This is a genomic window from Candidatus Eremiobacteraceae bacterium (assembly GCA_035295225.1).
Lineage (GTDB): Bacteria > Vulcanimicrobiota > Vulcanimicrobiia > Eremiobacterales > Eremiobacteraceae > JABCYQ01.
The window spans coordinates 57,190-76,781 of the sequence record DATGJI010000023.1 but is presented as its reverse complement, the minus strand read 5'-3'; the positions used below and the strand labels follow the sequence as shown (position 1 = coordinate 76,781).

The following is a 19,592-nucleotide window of genomic DNA, read 5'->3' as shown; positions in this document are numbered from 1 at the left end:
GTTACTCTTCTCCGACGTGGCGCTGCGGCGATTTTCCTCGTGGTTGTGGGTACCCCTCGGGTGTCTTTCTCACCTTGCGGAACACCCAGATATGACGCTCAGCCTCCAAATGCGGGACAGTAACTCGTTTATGCTCGCGCAGCGCCAGTCCGCAATCGGCGGCTGCTGCGAGCTCATCCGCTGCTGGCTCAGGTTCGCGTCCGCGGTAAAGGAAGAGATCGCCGCCGAGCTGGAGCAGCGGCGCGCCGAGTTCGAGTGCTTTCGTGGGCTTTGCGATCGCCCGCATGAGAACCGCTCCCGCACGCTCGCGACTGGCACTCGATCGTCCGGCCGCTTCGCACGTGCTCTTCAGCACCGTCACGCGATCTCCGATGTTGAGACCGACCACTGCTTCGCTCAGGAACGCGGCTCGCAGTCTGCGCGGTTCGATCAAGACGACGCGCGCCTCTTCGTGAGCCAGCGCGTACGGGATGCCGGGCAGACCGGCTCCGCTTCCCGCGTCGACGATGGGCGAGCGAAGTTTCGCTCCGGAGAGCGGCGCTATGCTATCGAGGAAATGATGCGTGACGAGGTCCGCCATCGTATGCGCACCGGACAGATTCGTCAAAGCATTTGCCGCCAACAGCATCTCTCCGTAGCGCGTCAAGCGCTGCGCGATCGCGGACGCATCGCTCAAGCCGAGTGCTTGCAATCCTTCGATCAGCATGCCGGGGGCGGCGTCTGCGCTCACGCAGGCGCGCCTGCGATCTCCGCATGTTCACGCCGCCGCGTGCTCTCCAGATAGATGGCAAGTACCGCCACATCCGCCGGCGTGACGCCGGGAATCCGGCTGGCTTGGCCGATGTTCGCCGGCCGCACGTCACTCAATTTCTCGATCGCTTCTCTGGAAAGCGCCACGAGATTCGCGTACTCAAACCCAAGCGGGATCTTCACGTTCTCCGATCGCGCCATCTTCTCCACGAGACTCGATTGACGCCTGATGTATCCTTCGTACTTGAGTTCTACTGCGAGCCGCTCACCCAACTCGTCGTCAAGGCCGCCCTCTGGACTGACATCGCGGTAGGTCACGCCCGGCGAGCGCAGTCGCTCCGCGAGCGACTTCCCGTCGCTGCGCTCATCGCTCAAACGCCGGCGTTCGCGCTGCAGCGCCGCCATGCGCATTTCGAATCGCTCGTACGTGCTCTCGTCGATCAAACCGATCTCGTGACCGACCGGCATCAATCGTTCGTCCGCGTTGTCGAACCGCAAGAGCATGCGATGCTCGGCCCGCGATGTGAGCATACGATACGGTTCCGCAGCGCCTTTCGTCACAAGGTCGTCGACCAGCGTGCCGATGTACGATGAGGATCGCGACAACGTCATCTCTGCTCGGCCTTGTGCGCGGCGCGCCGCATTGATGCCGGCGACCATGCCCTGTGCCGCAGCCTCTTCGTAGCCCGACGTGCCGTTGACCTGACCGCAGTGATAGAGGCCGCGGATGCGCTTCGTTTCGAGCGAAGACGTGAGCTCGGTCGGCGAGACGAAATCGTACTCGACGGCATAGCCCGCGCGCAACATCTGCGCAGATTCCAACCCCGGCAACGTGTGCAGCATCGCGAGTTGGACCTCGTCCGGCAGCGACGTCGAGAATCCGCCGACGTAGATCTCGTCGACGTCCCAGCCTTCCGGTTCGAGGAAGATCTGATGCGTCGGGTTGTGCGCGAATTTCATCACTTTGTCTTCGATCGAAGGGCAGTAACGCGGCCCCTTTCCCACGATCGCTCCGGTACCGTACATCGGCGAACGATGCAGATTCGCGTGAATGAGCGCGTGCGTTGCGGCGTTCGTCTGCGTGATGTGACATGCGAGCTGCGGCCCGGGAAAACGCGGGCTCGATCGATACGAAAAGCAGAGCGGCACTTCGCTTGGCGGCTGCGCGACCGTGCGCGAAAAATCGATACTCGATCTGTGCACGCGCGGCGGCGTGCCCGTCTTCAGGCGCCCGGTTTCAAAGCCGAGCCGGCGCAGCGACGCGCCGAGCCCCACGCTCGGTCGCTCGCCGAATCGGCCGCCGGGCGTCGTGCGCTCGCCGGCAAACATCTTGCCGTTCATGAAGGTGCCGGCCGCCATGATGACCTGGTTAGATCCCAACCTTGTCCCGTCAAGCAGGACGACACCTGAGACTGCGCCGACCGACGAGGAGATCTCCCCGACCAAAGCTTCGAGGACCGTGAGATACGGCGTCGCTTGGACGACGCTCTGCATGTGACGCGCGTACGCGCGTTTATCGGCTTGGGCACGCAGCGCTCGCACCGCAGGGCCGCGGCTTTCGTTCAGCCAGCGCGCGTGCAGGTACGTCGCGTCTATGCACCGGCCCATTTCGCCGCCGAGCGCGTCGACTTCGCGCGCAAGCTGACCTTTGGCGGGGCCGCCGATGGACGGATTGCACGGCATCAATCCGATGGTGGATTTGTCGCCGCTCACGAGCAGCGTCTCAACGCCCATGCGCGCAGAAGCGAGCGCGGCTTCGATGCCCGCATGCCCGCCGCCGATCACGATCACTCCGAAATCTTGCACGAAGCGCGCTTTCGCCGCGCCGCCGCAGCGTCCATGTTCGCGCGCGGATGAAACGGTTACGACGCGGGCATCATTTGCCGACGCAAAACCGTGCGAAGATACCGTCCAGCACTTCGTCCGTCACATCGTCACCTGTGACCTCGCCATACGCGGCCGCCGCGATGCGCAGATCGCCTGAGAGCAGATCGAACGGGCGATGTTCATCGAGCGTCGCGCGCGCATGCGCGAGCGATTCGCCGGCTCGCGCGAGCGCGTCGATCTGTCTCGAGTTCACGACCAGCGATCTGCCCGCGTCGATCAGGCCGCCGCCCCAGCTCAGATCTGCGATGGCCGAGCGGACGGCATCGATCGTCGCAGCGTCGCGCACGCTGCCGGCGATAAACGCGCTCGCGACGGCTGTCCGCTCGATCTCCGGTCGCCGCCGCGCGAGCTCGTCTGCGCCGGAGCGGCCGAGATCCGACTTGTTCGCGAGCACGATACGCGGAACGGCGGACGTGACTTCCAGCGCGACCAGCGCGTCGCCGTCCAAATGGGCGGAGCCGTCGATCACGCAGATGCAAAGCGCCGCGTCGCGTATCGCCGCGCGCGCGCGGCGCACGCCTTCGGCTTCGATCGGGTCGTCCGTCGCGCGCAGACCTGCGGTATCGCGCGCGTTGATGACGACGCCGTCGACGATGAAGCGTTCTTCGACGACGTCGCGAGTCGTGCCGGGCTGGGCCGAGACGATGGCGCGTTCCGACCGCACGAGCGCATTGAGCAAGGATGATTTGCCGGCGTTCGGCGGCCCGGCGATCGTGCAGACGACGCCGTCGCGCAGCAGCTTTCCCGTGTCGCTTCCGGCGAGCAGTTCGCGAACCGCGCTCTGCTGCGCGACGATGCAGCGTGAGAGCGCGGCCGGATCGGGTGCGGGAACCTCCTCCGGATAGTCGACTGCCGCTTCGATCTCGACGAGCCGCTCGAGGATCTCGGCGCGAAGCGCCTTCAGCCGCTTACCGAGCTCGCCCTCCATGCGCGCCGTCGCGGCGCGTGCCGCGAGACGCGTTTCGGCATTGATGAGATCCGCGACCGCTTCGGCTTGCGCGAGGTCCATGCGCCCGTTGCAAAACGCGCGCCGCGTGAACTCGCCCGGTGCTGCAAGCCGCGCACCCGCCGTGAGGAGCGCTTGCAAGCACGCCTGCGCGAGCCCGGCGCCGCCGTGGACGTGCAGTTCGACGACGTCTTCGCCGGTATAGGAATGCGGTGACCAAAAGCCGACAGCGAGCGCGTCGTCGAGCGGCGCTCCCGAGGCGGGGTCGACGATGAAGCCGCGCCGCATGCGGGCCGCGGGCCATCTGTCTGCGTCGCCGTGAGAGAAAGAAAAGCACGCCGCGGCATATGCGCGCGCGGCGGGTCCCGACAAGCGGATGATCGCTACCGCGCCGACGCCCGGCGGCGTCGCGATCGCGGCTATGGTGTCGGAGAAACCGTCAATCGACGTAGCGGTCGTCGCGCGGATAGTCGTCGCCGATCGGGCGATCGGTATCGCGCGCTCGATCGATGTCCGGTCCGCGGCCCCGCCCTCGCGCGGGCGCTCGCTCCCGGCCGTCGCGATCTGCGCCAGCGCGGTCGCGTCCGTTGCGGTCGCGGCCATTGCGGTTGTCGCCCGCGCTCTCCGCGCGGCCGGCTCGTCTTGCCAAGATCACGACGCGCCGGTCGAGGCCGGCACCCGTGCTCTCCGTCTCCACGTCACGATGCGCTGCGAGCGCCATGTGCACGATGCGACGCTCCGAAGGCGGCATCGGCTCGAGTTCGACTTCGACACCTTCCTGCAGCACGCGGTCCGCCGCGCGCAGAGCGATGCTTCGGAGCGTCGCACGGCGCCGCGCCCGATAGCCTTCGACGTCCACTGCGAAGAAGACGTCGCGATCGCCTTCGCGATGCATCACGGCATTGGTGACGACGGTGAGCGCATCGAGCATGTTGCCGCGTTTGCCGATGAGCAGTCCGAGTTCATCGTCGCGCTCGTCGTCGCGATCGTAGCCGCGCGCGGGCCGATCTCGGACTCCGCGCACGTCGATGACGATCTGTCTGCCGTCGCGAGCCTGCTCGATGCCGCCGTACGAAAGACGCGCAGGCAAGCCGAACGTGTGGATGAGGCCGGCGAGAAAATCGCGCGCATCTTTGAAGGGCGCGCGCAGATCTTGTGGGCACTCTTCACGGCGGCGATGGAACCCGCCGCTGCCGCGACCGGGACCGCGACCGAATCCGCCGCGGTCAGGCCGGCCGGCGCCGTGTCCGTATCCGCCCGATCCATATCCGCCGCCGCGTTCGCCGCGATCCGAGCGGCCGGCGCCGCGACCGCCCTCGTACCGTGAATCAAATCCGCTCATTTTGCCCTCTCCCCGCGCGCCGGCCGGCGAGCGATTCCAATGACTTTAGGAAACGTCAGGCAGTCGTCGCTTTCGGCTGCATCTTCTTCACCTTGGTACCGCATTTCTGACATTTGTTGTTGTTGACGAGAACCAGCGTTTCGCTGCACGACGGGCAGTCGTGCGGGTAACCGAGTTTCATGGCTTCCGTCTCTTCGACGGGCTTGGGAATGCGCGATGGATTCCAGCGCATGAAGAGCACGGTCTGCGCGACGGACAGCACGTTATAGGCCAGCCAGTATAAGATGAACGCCGAATGCCACGTCCGTCCGATCCAGAACAGGATGACCGGCATGATCATCGCTTGCGTGTTCATCATCTGCTGCTGCTGCTCGTCCATCATGCCGGCATTCGTCGTGAGTTTCACCGAAAAATACATCGACACGGCGTACAGCAACAGCAGCGCCATGTCGGGCAGATACAGATTCTGAGCGAGTATCTGCGGGAACGAATGCGAGAGCGACGAGCCGATCCACAACCATGTCGCGTGCTGGAAATTGTCGTTGTTGCGGTTGATGGCGTTGTAGACGCCGAACAACACCGGCATCTGCAACAGCGTCGGCAGGCAGCCGCCGAACATGTTGACGCCATGCTCGCGATAGAGCTTCATCGTCTCTTCGCCGAGCTTCTGTTTGTCGTTCTTGTACTTCGTCTGAATCCGCTTGAGGTAGGGCGCCAGCGCCTGCATCTCTTGCATGTTGCGTAAACGTTGAAGCGTGAGCGGCACGAGCAGCACGTTCACCACGAACGCGAGCACGATCATCGACCAGCCGTAGTTGTGCGTCACGGCGGTGTTGATCCACTGCAGCACGTCGTTGAAACCCGTGCCGAGCAGGTCGATGAGGTCGGTGAACGGATTGGCGAACACTGCCAAGAGCGGGATCAGATGGAACAATTCGGTCGCCGGTGTCCTTTCAGCGTCACGGCACGGGGTCGAGGCCGCCGGCGTGCCACGGCCCACAGCGTCCAAGCCGCGCGAGCGTCAGACCAAGACCGCGCAGCGCACCATGTCGCCGGATCGCCTCCACAGCGTACGTCGAACATGTAGGATGGAAGCGGCATGCCTGCGGCAGCAGCGGTGCGATGATGCGTTGATATGCGCGCAGCAGCGCGATGAGCAGCGATGCGATCACGATGCGGCTGCCTTGAGCGCAGGCATGAGCTGTTCGCGCAGTGCGGCGAACGGCACGCGAGCGGCCTCCGGTTTGCACTGCACGAGAAACCAGCGCGGATCGGCCGACGACGCAAAACTTGCGAACAGCGCCTTGCACCGGCGGCGGAGCAGGTTGCGCACGACCGCGTTGCCGACTTTTTTCGTGATGACGACGCCGAGCTTCGGCACCGTCGCGCGTGCGCGACCTCGCGGCGCAAATGCATAGACGGTCAGAGCGCGCGCCGACGCGATGCGGCCTTTTCGCATCACGAGCGTGAACTCACGGCGGCCCTTGAGGCTGTCGAACGAGGGCACCTTGGAGATCGCTAGTCGGGGGTCAGGCGCTTGCGGCCTTTGCGCCGTCGCGCCGACAAGACGCGGCGCCCGTTCTTGGTGGACATGCGTTCGCGAAAGCCATGCGTGCGCTTGCGGCGCCGGTTGTGCGGTTGAAAAGTGCGTTTCACTGGACGGCGGAGCTCCTAATGGTATTGCGGTGTCGCGGGATTCTGGCCGCGAACATGATGAGTGCCGCCCACGATGGCGGCACCGCCGAATGAATGATTGATAGTCTCTTATTTTACGCCCGGCCGGGGGCCACGGTCAAGAATGGTACGGCGCGGCGGGCGAAGGCGCCTGCGGCGGCGGTGGGACGCGGTGCAGGCGGAAGCGAAGCCCAACCGTCTGCGCCTGAGGCAAATGTCGAGAGCGGCCGCAGCCCGGTGGACAGGCGGTGCATGGGCCGCAATATTCAGAATTCGTCTGCGGAGCCGCAAACTCAATACCTGCGGCACTTAGCGGCCATTCACAAGAACGAGACGGAGCGTTATTCACACCTGTGGATGAGATTGTGGATAACTTGACCGGCGAGCCGCAACGCCCGTCGCCACTGCCTGCGCCGCGGCTCGGAGTCCGCTTAGGGCAGCTGCAGGGCTCGTCAAAAATGCGCGCTTTCGGTTCGCGCGGCGCGCGTCAGAGACGGCAAAGCCTTACGTCGCATGGCATCAATCGCCGCAGGCCGGAGACTATCCACACGTTTGGTGATTTCGCTGTGTATATGTGTATAAGTAAATCGCGCAAACCCTGGAGGAATAAGGGTTTGCGGCCATTAAATCGCGCCGACCGCGGGCTCTCCGGTTTCAAGGCCGGGCCTGCGGACGCATTTGAATTTCGAAGGATGTCACGATGAACTCAAGCGCGGTCATCACGAACGAAGAATATCTCTGGCAGACAACTCTTGTGGGCCTTGAATCGCGGTTCACGAAACCCATCTTCGAGACGTGGATAAAGCCGATGCGCGTGCTGAGGCTGTCGACCGACGAGATCACGCTGAGCGTGCAGAATCAGTTCGCAAAGGATTGGGCCGAAAACCGCTTCAAGGGCACCATTTCCGCGGCTTTGGCAGAAACGCTCGGCGCGCCGATCAGCATCCGCTTTGTGATCGACGGTCCCAGCGAGGAAGCGGATCCGCGGACGCTTCCCCCCGATGCTGTCCCGGATAACGGAGCGATTTTGCCGGCTGCCCCGCCGGCGTTTCGCAGCCCCGACGAGTTCCGGCACACGGGTCTGAACCCGCGCTACACATTTGAACAATTCGTCGTCGGCGCGACCAATCGGTTCGCGCACGCTGCGGCGCAAGCGGTCGCCGACGCGCCGGCCCGCGCCTACAATCCGCTCTTCATCTACGGCGCGGTCGGTCTGGGCAAAACACATCTCATGCATGCGATCGGCCACAAGGCGTTCGAATCGGATCCGCGTGCGCGCGTGGTCTACGTCTCGTCAGAGACGTTCACCAACGAGTTCATCACCGCGATCAAGAACAATCAGACCGTTGAATTCCGCAATCGCTATCGCACGGTCGACGTGCTCCTGATCGACGACATCCAATTTCTCGAGGGCAAAGAGCAGACGCAAGAAGAGTTCTTCCATACCTTCAACACGCTGCACGAGGCGCAGCGTCAACTCGTCATCTCGAGCGATCGTCCGCCGAAGGATATCCAGACGCTTGAGAACCGGCTGCGCTCGCGTTTCGAGTGGGGACTGCTCACCGATATCCAATCGCCCGACCTCGAGACGCGCGAAGCGATCCTGCGTAAGAAGGCGGAGAGCGACGGCATCGACGTGCCGCACGAAGTGACGTCGTATATCGCGAAGATCATTCCCTTGAACATCCGCCAGCTCGAAGGCGCGCTCATAAAGCTGACCGCGTATGCATCGCTCTATAAGAAGCAGATCACGGTCGAGCTCGCCACCGAAGTGCTGCGCAACGAGATCAACGAGGTCCCGCTGCGCAAGGTGACGATCTCGTTGATCAAAGAGAAAGTGGCGCGCTTCCACGGCATCACGGTCAAAGAGCTCGAAGGTCAACGGCGCGATCAGCGCTTGACGGTGCCGCGCCAAATCGCGATGTATCTGGCCTGCGAATTGACCAACGCATCGCTGCCGCAGATCGCGCGCGAGTTCGGCAAGAAAGACCACACAACGGTGATGTACGCGCGCGACAAGGTGAAACAGCAGCAGGATCGCGACCCCGAATTCCGCAGCAAAGTGCGCTCGGTCCAGACCACGATCACGCAAGAAGGATGACGCCCGGTGGATGGTCTGCGAATGATGTGGACTGCGCTAGCCCGCGTGCCGTGAAGGTGGTCCCTCTGTGAGCGGCGTGGATAGATCGCGCACACCATCCACACCGCAACGCACACCGCAACCGTGTGCCGCGTCTGGCATACAGACGAACTCCACAGCGTCCACACCACTACGATGACGACGACCGATCATAAAGATATCTAACAGTTCCCCGCGGCCCTAGGCCGATCTGTGGACGCGGGAGTTGACGACAGCGCGACGAATCCGCGCAACGCAGACTAAGATTGCGCAACACCGAAAGGACGCTTGAGGCGTCCTGCTGCCCGGAGCAAGCATGAAGTTCACCTGCAACACGAAGGACATAGCCGGGGCCGTTGCCGCGGCCGTGAAAGTCGTCAACGCGCACACGACGATGCCGATCTTGGGCAACGTCCTGCTCACCGCCGGCAAAGGCCGCGTCAACGTGCGCGCCACCGATCTCGAACTCACACTCGAGAATAATTTCAGCGCAGAGGTGAGCGAAGAAGGCGCATGCACCGTCGGAGCGCGCTTGTTCTCAGGCTACCTCGCGAATCTGCCGGCCGCGGAGCTCGTCATGCGCGGCACGGCGAGCCGCGCGACGGTCACCTGCGACCGCTCGAAGTACGAATTCGTCGCGCTGCCGGCGGAAGAATTCCCACCGTTGCCGGAAGGCAAGTCGGGCGATCAATTCCGCATAGACGCAAAAGTGCTCCGCGAAGCCGTCGGTGCGGTGACGTTTGCTGCGTCGAGCGAGGAGGCGCGCGGCGCCGTTCTCATGGGCGCGCTGCTCGAGATCGAGGACCAGAAGCTGACCATGGTCGCCACCGACGGCTACCGCCTCGCTCGCCACGAAGCGGCGCTCACCGAGAAAGTCCGGGCCGGTGCGAAATATATCGTGCCCGCGCGAGCGCTCGGAGAGGTGGTGAGGGCGGCAGGCAGCGGCGTGGTGGAAGTGACGGCGCTTGGCGGCCAAGCGAACCAGCTCGTGTTCAACACCGGCGACGCGAAGATCATCGCGCGTCTCGTCGACGGGCCGTATCCGAACTACCAGCAGGTCATCCCAAAAGAGTTCGAGCGCAAGGTCATCGCCAGCACTGCAAAACTGCTCGCCGGTCTGCGCCGCGCCGAAGTGGTCGCGGGCGAGCGCGCCAGCATGGTGAAGCTCGCGATGGAAGGCACGAGCCTTGTCATCACCGCGGCTTCGGATACCACCGGCAACGCCTATGAAGAATTGGATGTCGAGCGCACCGGCGACCCGCTGACGATCGCGTTCAACGCGAAGTATCTGGTGGAGATCTTGAATCACGTCACCTCGGATACCGTGGCGCTCGAGTTCGTCGGCGCTCTGCAGCCCACAGCCATCCGGCCGAACGAAGGTGACAATGCCGCGCGGCAGCTCTTCATCTTGATGCCGCTGCGCCAGTAGCGCCCGTGCGCGTCCTGTCGCTCGAGCTCGACCAGTTCCGCAACTACGCCGCTCTGCGCTTCACGCCGCCGAGCGGCGCATGTGTCTTCATCGGCGATAACGCGCAAGGCAAATCGAATCTCCTGGAAGCGCTCGCGCTGCTCGCCACCGGAAAATCGTTCCGCGCCACCCGCGAAGCGGACCTCGTTCGCGACGATGCGCCGGCCGCGAGCGTCTCGGCGCGCGTGTCCACGCGACACGGCGAGATCCAAGCCGCGTGCATCGTCGCGCGGGCGGGCGAGGGAGCCCGCAAGCGCTTCTTCCGAAATGGCCGCGCGGTACCGTACGGGCAATTTCTGGGCGGCGTGATGGCGGTGACGTTCATCCCGCTGGATCTGCAGCTCGTGATCGGTCCGGCGGGAATTCGGCGCCGCCTTCTCAACGCCGGACTTGCGCAAAGCAGCCGGTCGTATTATCGCGACCTCGCAGCATACGGCGCCGTCGTAACGCAGAAGAACGCGCTGCTTCGTGCGAACGGCGCTCCCGATCGCGACCTACTGCTCACGTATAACGAGCAGATGGCGGTCAGCGGCGGCCGCATCGCTTGCGCGCGCGCCGCCTACGTGCGCAGGCTCGCGGCCGAGGCCGCCGCCGCGCATGCGCGCTGGGTCGGCGCCTCGCCGGAATTCGACGTCGCCTACCGGCCGTCGCCCGCGCTGACCGAAGAGACGCCGGAGGCGGTAGAGCAAGCGCTGCGCGCTGCGCTCGATGCGAACCAGTCGCTTGAGATCAAGCGGCGCAGCGCGCTGTATGGCCCGCATCGAGACGACCTCGCGCTCACGCTGGGCGGTCTTGCGCTCGCGCGATTCGGTTCGCAGGGCCAGCAGCGCACGGCGGTTTTGGCGCTGAAAGCGGCAGAATACGCGTCGCTGCATGCGGCTGCCGGAGAACCGCCGATCCTTTTGCTGGACGACGTGCTGTCCGAACTCGATCGCGAGCGGCGTCACGCGTTTCTGAACAGCCTCGGGGATTTCGACCAAGCATTCATCACGTCCACCGACGTTCCGGACATGCCCGCGAGTCTGCGCGGCGAAGTCGTCCACGTCCGCGCAGGATCGCTCGAAATGGAAAACGCGGCGCACGCATGAGCGGACCCGTGCGTCTGCGGACGCTTGTCGCCGCATGGAAGCCGGGCCGCACAAGCGAGACGGCAGATAGCGCCGGCGCCATCGCTGCGGCGTGGGCCGACGTCGTCGGCCCGGCCGTCGCGGTGCGCACGCGGCCTGCCGGAGTGCGCAACGGGATCTTGACCATCTGGACGGCCGGCAGTGCGTGGAGCAATGAGCTCTCGTTCCTCGAAACGTCCATACTCGCGAATCTGCAGTCGATCGTTCCCCACGCCGGCATCACGCGCGTGCGGTTCTCGGTCGCGAGCGGCCGCACAAAGCGCCTGCTAGACGGCGCGGTACCGCGCCCATCGCGCACCGAACGCTCGGTGCGAACGCGCGAACAAGAAGAGGAAGCGATTGACGGCGCTGACGCGCCATGGGATGCGGGATCCGAGCAAGGTCTGATCGCGATCGTCGCACGGCTGCGCGCTCGACAGCACGCGCTGGACGTTCGGCGCGCGCGAGAAGGATGGACCCGATGCACTGCCTGCGGCGCGTGGACGCCTCTCCAGACCGCGAGCGATCGGCGATGCGTGCGGTGCGCCGAGGAGGAACGGCAGTCGTCGGATCGAGCGCTCGCGCGCGCACTCGCCGACGCACCGTGGCAGACACCGCGCGAGTTCATCGCGAACATTTCCGGTGCCGATCGTGCCGCATACGAACGCGTGCGGCGCCGCGTGCTTGCACAACTCGAAGTCCAGTTGGACGGCGCGCGCCGGCGCTTACGGCGAGGAACGCTTGAAGCGGCCGACCGCGTCGCCGCATGGACATACGTCATGTTGATCGCACGCAAACCCAAGCGCGCGGTGCCGCGCGCAGTCGTCGCCGACGTGCTCGACGAGATGTGGGCGGACGCGCTTGGACTGCGCGCAAAGGCACCTCGACGAGAGGCGCGCGCAGCGCCGTGAGAGAATAAAAAAATAGCGCGCACACGCTGATTCACACGTATTCGCGCCATGAGGATTTCGTATTGGCCAAAAAAGACAACAAAGGCGATTCACAGCAGAGCGGCGGCGATTCGAACGAGTACGGCGCTCAACAGATCAAAGTCCTCAAAGGTCTTGAGGGCGTCCGCAGACGGCCGGGCATGTACATCGGCGACACGAGCGTGCGCGGCTTGCATCAGATCGTGTTCGAAGCCGTCGACAACGCCGTAGACGAAGCGCTCGCAGGCTATTGCCGGCAGATTGACGTCACGCTCCACAAAGACGGCTCGGCTTCGGTCGCAGACGACGGCCGCGGCATTCCCGTGGACGTCATCCCGTCTGAGGGCAAGCCCGCGCTCGAAGTGGTCATGACGGTGCTGCACGCCGGCGGCAAGTTCGAAGGCTTGGGTTACAAAGTTTCGGGCGGTCTGCACGGCGTGGGGATATCGGTCACCAACGCGCTGTCGGAGTGGATGGTCACTCGCGTCATGCGCGATGAGAAGATCTACGAGCAGCGTTTCGTTCGCGGCGTGCCGGCCGGCAAGATGAAAGTCGTCGGTGTCGCCGACGGCACCGGCACCGTGCAATCGTTCAAGCCCGACAGCGAGATCTTCTCGACACTCGAGTTCTCGTTCGACATCCTGCAGCAGCGTCTTCGCGAGCTGGCGTTCCTCAATCGCGGTCTGCGCATCAACCTCAGCGATGAACGCAATGACAAGAAGCAGAATTTCTGTTACGAAGGCGGCATCAAGAGCTTTGTCGAGCAGCTCAACAAGAACAAAGAGCCCCTGCACGACGTCCGTTACATGACGGGCGAAAAGCAGCACATCCAGGTCGAAGCCGCGCTCCAATACAACGACGGCTATATCGAAAACGTCCTCGCGTATGCGAACAACATCCATACGGTCGACGGCGGCACGCACTTAGCCGGGTTCCGATCGGCACTGACGCGCGTGCTCAACAGCTATGCGAAGAAGTCCGGCATGCTCAAGGATGCCGAAGGCAACCTCACCGGCGAAGACCTGCGCGAAGGTCTCACGGCAGTCATCTCCGTGAAGATCCCCAACCCGGAATTCGAAGGGCAGACCAAGGCTAAGCTCGGCAGCGCCGAAGCGCACGGCGTGGTCAGCGAGATCGTCGGCGAAGCCCTCGGCTACTATCTTGAGGAGAATCCGGGCCCCGCGCGCCGCATCATCGAGAAATGCGTCAACGCGTCGCGCGCGCGCGAAGCGGCCCGCAAGGCGCGCGATCTCGCGCGGCGCAAGAACGCGCTGGACGGCGGCTCGCTGCCCGGCAAACTCGCCGATTGTTCGGAGCGGGATCCAGCCAAGAGCGAGATCTTTCTCGTCGAGGGCGAATCGGCCGGCGGCAGCGCGAAGCTCGGCCGCGATCGACACTTCCAAGCGATCTTGCCGCTGAAAGGCAAGATCCTCAACGTCGAAAAGGCGCGCCTCGACAAGATCGTCAGCCATGAAGAGATCCGCACGCTCATCACGGCCCTCGGCACAGGTTTCCACGAAGATTTCGACGCCTCAAAATTGCGCTACCATCGCATCTATATCATGACCGACGCCGACGTGGACGGAGCGCACATCCGCACGCTGCTGCTGACGTTCTTCTTCCGTTATATGCCGAAACTGATCGAACTCGGTCATCTGTTCATCGCCCAGCCGCCGCTCTACCAGGTACGCAAGGGTAAGAAGTTCTGGTATTGCTATCGCGACGAAGAGCGCGACGCCGTCCTGGCGCAGGCCGGCGACGGCTGCTCGATCCAGCAATACAAAGGTCTAGGCGAGATGGATCCGGAGCAGCTCTGGGAGACGACGATGGACCCTGAAGCGCGAATCGTGCGCAAAGTGCTGCTCGACGACGCCGTGGCGGCCGACGAGATGTTCACCATCCTCATGGGTGAGAAGGTCGAGCCGCGCAAGCTGTTCATCGCCGAAAACGCTCGCGACGTCGTCAACCTCGACGTGTGATGTGACGCACGCCCGCAGCACGCGGAGGATATGAGCTCAAGGGCCGACTAGCGTCGGCCCCTTCAGTCGGCTCTTCGTCTTCAGTCGGCTCTTTCAATTGAAGCAACAATTGCTGCTTGCCATGATACCCGCTCCCGACAAGGGAAGAAGGGTCACGTGCGCAGCAGGCTTCGAAGACTCGCGGCGATCGCAACGGCGATCGTGCTCGTCGTCGCGCTCACGATCGGCCTGCAGGCTCCGCGGTCGGCGGCGGTGCGCATGGCGCTCCAAATCGCGCTCGCGACGCGCGGCCTGCATCTCGATGTTCGTGCCATGGACGTCGGTGCCGATCGGGCGACGATCGACGATGCGGTCATAACGGACAAGTCGGGCGCGAAACTGTTCTCGGCCGGGCACATCATCGTCACCTACGACCGAGGCGGCCCGTTCGCGCGCAGCGATCGCGCATACGGGTTGCGCAGCCTCATCGCGATAAGGCCGACGCTCTACGTCATCCGGTATGACGACGGCACGTTCAACATCTCGCGGCTCCTCTCGTCCGGCCCCGCTGCGGCTCGCCCGGCGGCACAAAGCGGACCGCCGCTGCGCGCCGTCGTGCAAGTACAGGGCGGCGTCCTCGTTTTTACCGATCCGACTTCTGTGGACCCGCGCGGACGCAAGTTCAACCTAGCAGATGTCAACGCGACATTCGACATTGATAGAGGAAGAAACACGCACGGCGACCTGAGCGCGCTCTTCAACGGCTTCGACCCAGCTGCCCCGGCGCACTTGACGCGAATCAGCGGAAAGCTGGTCGAAGACGACCGGTCGCAATATGCGCTTGCGTCGCTTGCCGCGCCGGATCTGGATTTCGTACCGATCGTCGACGGAATTGTCTCGTCGCGCGACTTCGCGGTCCATGCCGGTACCGCCGACGTGGAGCTGCGCGCGTTTGACGCGGGTTACGATCCGGCCGCCGGTCCGCAGTGGCGATTGAGCGGTGAGGGCGCTCTGCACGGCGCGCGGCTGACGGTCGTTCCGCTCGACGTGCCGCTGCGAGACGTGAGCGGCCGGCTGCATTTCGACGCAGGCCGGCTCAGCTTCACGCAGATGAGCGGAACGGCGGCCGGCATACCTGTGACTGTCGACGGCGGCCTGCGTTTGATCGGCGGCGTGACGCTCTCGATCGGCGCGTCATTCGAAGCGGATGCTGCGCGCGCGCGTCGTCTCTTCAGGGTCGCAAACCAATTGCCGCTCCACGGCGACGTCGCAGCCCACGTCTTCATCACCGGGCCGCCGTCCGAGGTTCACGCTCGCGCAGCTCTCCGCGCCCCGGACTCGGTGTGGTATCAAGACATCGCTCTCACCGATTTTGCGAGCGATATGTACTACGCGCACGGCCACGTCACGCTCACATCCATCGACGGACTGTACGACAGCGGAACCGTTCACGGCGGCGGTGATATCGCGGTCGCACAAGAGGGATCGCCCACCTTGCTCGCGCTGTTCGGCCGCGTGCCCGCGGCCGGTCTCCCATTCGTCGCCAATGTCAATCCGGGTGGAGATTCGTCGGCGATCGCGTCATTCAACGGTCCGTTCGCTCGTCTGAGCGGCGAGGGATACGCACAAGTGACGGGCGGCAACGGCGTCGGCATACGCAGCGTGGTGCGCGCCGGACCGGAGCGATTCTCGGCCGGCGCGATCGTGAACGCCAAGGGTGGCGAGCTCGTGCTCGAAGCCGGCATCGATAGACCGCCGCACGCGCAGCGATCGATCGAGGGCGTCGCACTCGCGCACAGCATCGATCTCGATCTTCGTGAAGGCTCGTACGCGCTTCCCGGCGTCGGCGCTCCCATCGCTCTGCCCTCGATCGCCGCAACGCTCGACGGCGCCGCATGGCTCGATGGTCCGGAGGCCGCACCTCGCCTCGGCGTCGATCTCTTGGCCAACGGTCTCGTCGTCGCCGGCTACAGACTTGGTGAAGGTCGGGCTATCGCGACCGGATCGGCAGGATCGATTCGCGTTGCGCGACTGTCGTTCGACGGTCCGGATGGAACGCTCGCATCGAGCGGATTTGCATCCGCTTCGCCATCCAACGGAAAGTATGCACTCGCACTGAGCGGCTCAGGCTCCACGGACATCGCTTCGCTGCCGGGCCTTCCGCCGAATCTGCGTGCGCGCGGCCGCAGCAATGCCAATTTCAACGGCGTGATGTCGGGCGGACGCTGGACGATGAGCGGCGATGCGAACAGCGCGAACGCCACCATCGCCGGCGTGCCCGTGCGCGCGCTCGATGCGACGATGACCGGCGGCGGCGGTCTTCCAACGCAGGTCTTTGCCGCGACGGCAAACGCGGCCGGCGGCGCGATCGCGGCGACCGGCACGCTTCCGCACGGCGGCGCAAACGCGGATACGCTCGCCGTTTGGGCCGACGCCTTGGATCTGCGCCAGCTGCAGGCGCTCGGCGGGCCGTTGTCCGCGGGTTCTGCCACAGCGTTCGCGCAGATCGGCGGGTCGATTGACGCGCTGCGCGCATCGGGGCAAGCGGCCGTGAGCGGAGGCCGCTACCACGCCGTGCCGATCTCGGGTGACGTCGACGTGCAATACGGCGGCGGTACGCTGACGGCGCGCGCAGGCCGCGTCGCCTACGCCGGCAACCGCGTCGAAGTGAACGGAAGCATCGCCGGCCTCGAAGGCGTCGTGCCGGTCGCGTCCGACCCGCTCGATGTGCACGCGACGATGCGCGTCGGCGATCTCGGCGGCCTCTTGAACAGTTACTTACCTCGCACGGCGACGCTGACCGGCGTTGTCGGCGGGACCATGCGACTGCGCGGCACGCTGGGCGCCCCGTCCGTCGACGGCGAGATCTATTCGGACGGCGGCACGGTACGCGGCGTCGCGTTCAAGAATTTCCGCGGCGACGTCCACCTCGAGCGCCGCATGCTCGCGCTTGAGAACGGCCAGGTGCAATTCGGGTCTTCGCTCATCACGCTGGCGGGCGACATCTCTCCGTCGGATCTGCACGTGCGCTCCACGAGTCCGCACGTCGACCTTTCGGACTTCAACGATTTCTTCGACGGCTACGACACGCTCGACGGCGTCGGAAGCTGGAACATCGCATTCACGTCTGACCCGGAGATGGTTGCGGCGAATGGACGCGTCGACTTCAATGGCGCGGCCCTCGCGGGCTATCCGCTCGGCGTGGTGGACGCGACGTTCGCAAGCTCGAAAAACGAACTGCTCGCGACGATGCGTCAACGCGGGCCGGCCGACAATGCGCAGCTGGCAGGCAGCGCAGCGTTTTCGTCTCGCCGCGCCGGATTGCCTGACCTGACTGGTGCCGAATTCGACGTCCACGGCGGCGCGACGGGCGTCGATCTCGGCATCGTCATGCCGCTGATACGACACGAAGACCTCGGCTTGACCGGCAGTTTGGACATAGCGGGCCAGCTGCGCGGCAAGCTCGCGCATCCATCCGCGATCGCGACGTTCGCATTGCGCGACGGGCATCTCGGAAAGCTCGCGATCAACACGCTGAGCGGCTCGCTTGAGAGCGATGGGAAATCATTCGGCTTGACCGACGCGCGCGTGCAGTTGCCGTTCGCGCAAGCCGCCGGATCGGCGCAATTCGGGCCGGGCGACCGCATCGTCGGGTCGGCCGGTCTCGATGCGCAAGATCTCGGGAAAGTTGCGTCGGCGTTTGGGCATCCCGGCATCGTCGAAGGCGCGGCGAAGATGTCGCTGAGCGTCGGCGGCACGTATTCCAAGCCGCGCGTCCAAGCCGTGGTCGCCGGCAGCGCCGGCTCGCTTCTGGGTGTTCGCTACGACAGCGTGAACGCGAACATCGACTTTCAACCGGGCGAACTCGACGTGAGCGACGCGCGTCTTGCATTTGCATCAAACCGCGGTGCGCTCACGCTCGCGGGGACGCTGCCGCTGCAGCTCAAACCGCTTGCGCTCGGGCCGAAGAACAAACCGCTCAACCTGCGTTTCACCGCCGACCACGTCGATCTCGCCGCTTTCGATCCGCTCACGAATCGCTATGCTTCGCTGACCGGCACGCTCCAAGCGACTGCCTCCGCTACGGGGCACGCAGGCAATCCCGTGCTCGGCGGATCGGCGACGTTACGCGGCGCGTCGGTGCGGTCCGCGTTTGAGACCGTGCCGATGACCGATGTGGCGGCAGACCTGACGCTTGCTCAGGACACGGTCACGCTCTCGCGCCTGCGCGGCTCCCTCGGCTCCGGCGACGTCGTCGCTAAAGCGTCGGCGCACGTCGTGCCGGCCCTCGGACTGCGCTCGAATCCGGGCTTCCAATATTCAGGAACGATCGCGCTCAACAGCGCGAACGTGGATGTGCCGGGTTGGATCTCCGGCACGCTGAACGGCGATTTCAGTCTCACCAAATCCGGCGTGAATCCGTACCTCGACGGCACGATAACGGCAAGCGATTCGCTCGTGCCGTTCTCGGCCATCTACACGCTTGCAACCGCGTTCGGTCAAGGATCGTCAACGCAGAGCGCTCCCGGACCGGTGCCCGGCGTTCCCGCGCCGCTTCCCGGCCGCACGGTGGCATATGCCGGCAGCATCTATGGCGGCGGATTTCATCTCGTGCCGAGCGACGTGCCCGCAACTCCCAAACCATCCATACTCGAGCTGCCTGCGATGCACCTCAACGTCACCGCAGCGGCGGGCAAGCGCGTGCGCATCAAAGGCGGCGCGATCGACCTCACCGCCGCCGGCAAGCTGACGATCGGCGGCCGCTTGAGCGCGCCGACGCTCGACGGCGCGTTCTCCTCGACGCGCGGTCAAGTGACGTACTTCGATACCGTCTTCCGCATCGACAACGGCACGGTGACGTTCGATCCGTCACAAGGTCTCTTGCCTTCGCTCGATGTGCGGGCGACGACGAACACCGGCGGTTCTCAGATCACCCTCGCGATCAGCGGCCGCGTGGACCGCCTGAACACCGACATGTCGTCCAATCCATCGATGACGCGCGACGAGATCGCAGCGACCTTGCTGCACGCATCGGTCGTGACCGGGTTGACAAGCTCACCGTCGCAAGCGCAGGCTGTGCTCACGGGCGAAGCGCAGGCGTACTTCAACGCCCAGCTGACGCGCAGCTTGCTGTTCCCGCTCGAGTCGTATCTCGCGGAAACGCTGGACATCGAGCAGATCAACTTCATCTTCGATCAAAACGGACAACCGGCGGTCGAGATCCGCAAGCTCTTCACGCCCACGATCTACGGCATCTACCGTTCGACCGTGAAACTCCCTGTGACGCAATCGTTCGGCGTCGCCTATCTCTTGCGAGACACGACCTCCTTAGAGTTTCTGCAGACACAGTCGCCGACCGGCGTTTCGACCGCGACGATGGACTTGAGTTTCACGTTTCGCTGAGGTCGTCTGA

The 19,592-nt window shown here is 64.5% G+C and carries 14 protein-coding genes; 6 read left to right on the top strand and 8 right to left on the bottom strand.

Features of this window, described 5'->3' with window-relative positions; all coding sequences use genetic code 11:
* Window position 1: 1 nt before the first annotated feature.
* The 8 genes from VKT51_03375 to rpmH form a co-directional block, all read right to left on the bottom strand.
* Window positions 2–730: a 16S rRNA (guanine(527)-N(7))-methyltransferase RsmG gene (locus tag VKT51_03375; protein ID HLJ83204.1), complete on the bottom strand. Its 729-nt coding sequence runs from the start codon at window positions 728–730 to the stop codon at window positions 2–4.
* Window positions 727–2,556 carry a tRNA uridine-5-carboxymethylaminomethyl(34) synthesis enzyme MnmG gene (mnmG, locus tag VKT51_03370; GenBank protein HLJ83203.1) on the bottom strand — a complete coding sequence of 610 codons (1,830 nt, stop codon included), beginning with the start codon at window positions 2,554–2,556 and terminating at the stop codon, window positions 727–729. Before mnmG ends, VKT51_03375 begins: the two co-directional genes overlap by 4 nt.
* Window positions 2,557–2,626: 70 nt before the next feature.
* Window positions 2,627–3,997: a tRNA uridine-5-carboxymethylaminomethyl(34) synthesis GTPase MnmE gene (gene mnmE / locus VKT51_03365; protein ID HLJ83202.1), complete on the bottom strand. Its 1,371-nt coding sequence runs from the start codon at window positions 3,995–3,997 to the stop codon at window positions 2,627–2,629.
* Between the two features lie 25 nt (window positions 3,998–4,022).
* The gene (locus VKT51_03360) at window positions 4,023–4,925 is read right to left on the bottom strand and encodes a R3H domain-containing nucleic acid-binding protein (GenBank protein HLJ83201.1); all 903 of its coding nucleotides are present in this window, start codon (window positions 4,923–4,925) and stop codon (window positions 4,023–4,025) included.
* Between the two features lie 55 nt (window positions 4,926–4,980).
* Window positions 4,981–5,859, bottom strand: a complete 879-nt coding sequence (locus VKT51_03355; GenBank protein HLJ83200.1) for a YidC/Oxa1 family membrane protein insertase — start codon at window positions 5,857–5,859, stop codon at window positions 4,981–4,983.
* A 25-nt stretch (window positions 5,860–5,884) separates the two neighbouring features.
* Window positions 5,885–6,097 carry a membrane protein insertion efficiency factor YidD gene (gene yidD, locus VKT51_03350; GenBank protein HLJ83199.1) on the bottom strand — a complete coding sequence of 71 codons (213 nt, stop codon included), beginning with the start codon at window positions 6,095–6,097 and terminating at the stop codon, window positions 5,885–5,887.
* Window positions 6,094–6,432: a ribonuclease P protein component gene (gene rnpA, locus VKT51_03345; protein HLJ83198.1), complete on the bottom strand. Its 339-nt coding sequence runs from the start codon at window positions 6,430–6,432 to the stop codon at window positions 6,094–6,096. The genes yidD and rnpA overlap by 4 nt, the downstream gene beginning before the upstream one ends.
* A gap of 11 nt (window positions 6,433–6,443) precedes the next feature.
* Window positions 6,444–6,581 carry a 50S ribosomal protein L34 gene (gene rpmH, locus VKT51_03340; GenBank protein HLJ83197.1) on the bottom strand — a complete coding sequence of 46 codons (138 nt, stop codon included), beginning with the start codon at window positions 6,579–6,581 and terminating at the stop codon, window positions 6,444–6,446.
* Between the two features lie 718 nt (window positions 6,582–7,299).
* Here rpmH and dnaA point away from each other — a divergent pair.
* From dnaA to VKT51_03310, 6 genes are all read left to right on the top strand, one after another.
* Window positions 7,300–8,700: a chromosomal replication initiator protein DnaA gene (dnaA, locus tag VKT51_03335; GenBank protein HLJ83196.1), complete on the top strand. Its 1,401-nt coding sequence runs from the start codon at window positions 7,300–7,302 to the stop codon at window positions 8,698–8,700.
* A 334-nt stretch (window positions 8,701–9,034) separates the two neighbouring features.
* On the top strand, window positions 9,035–10,147 hold the full coding sequence (gene dnaN, locus VKT51_03330) for a DNA polymerase III subunit beta (protein ID HLJ83195.1): 1,113 nt from the start codon (window positions 9,035–9,037) through the stop codon (window positions 10,145–10,147).
* Between the two features lie 5 nt (window positions 10,148–10,152).
* A complete protein-coding gene (gene recF / locus VKT51_03325; protein ID HLJ83194.1) occupies window positions 10,153–11,274 on the top strand; it encodes a DNA replication and repair protein RecF in 1,122 nt (373 codons plus the stop codon).
* Window positions 11,271–12,203, top strand: coding sequence for a DUF721 domain-containing protein (locus VKT51_03320; protein HLJ83193.1), 933 nt, complete (start codon window positions 11,271–11,273; stop codon window positions 12,201–12,203). The genes recF and VKT51_03320 overlap by 4 nt, the downstream gene beginning before the upstream one ends.
* A 62-nt stretch (window positions 12,204–12,265) precedes the next feature.
* The gene (gyrB, locus tag VKT51_03315; GenBank protein ID HLJ83192.1) at window positions 12,266–14,200 is read left to right on the top strand and encodes a DNA topoisomerase (ATP-hydrolyzing) subunit B; all 1,935 of its coding nucleotides are present in this window, start codon (window positions 12,266–12,268) and stop codon (window positions 14,198–14,200) included.
* A 156-nt stretch (window positions 14,201–14,356) separates the two neighbouring features.
* The gene (locus VKT51_03310) at window positions 14,357–19,582 is read left to right on the top strand and encodes a translocation/assembly module TamB domain-containing protein (protein ID HLJ83191.1); all 5,226 of its coding nucleotides are present in this window, start codon (window positions 14,357–14,359) and stop codon (window positions 19,580–19,582) included.
* The last annotated feature ends 10 nt before the right edge of the window (window positions 19,583–19,592 follow it).

What these genes read in the sequence shown, in the direction of transcription:
- VKT51_03320 (HLJ83193.1), top strand. Translation starts at nt 11,271, where the DNA reads ATGAGCGGACCCGTGCGTCTGCGGACGCTTGTCGCCGCATGGAAGCCG.
- VKT51_03360 (HLJ83201.1), bottom strand. Translation starts at nt 4,925, where the DNA reads ATGAGCGGATTTGATTCACGGTACGAGGGCGGTCGCGGCGCCGGCCGC.
- dnaA (HLJ83196.1), top strand. Translation starts at nt 7,300, where the DNA reads ATGAACTCAAGCGCGGTCATCACGAACGAAGAATATCTCTGGCAGACA.
- dnaN (HLJ83195.1), top strand. Translation starts at nt 9,035, where the DNA reads ATGAAGTTCACCTGCAACACGAAGGACATAGCCGGGGCCGTTGCCGCG.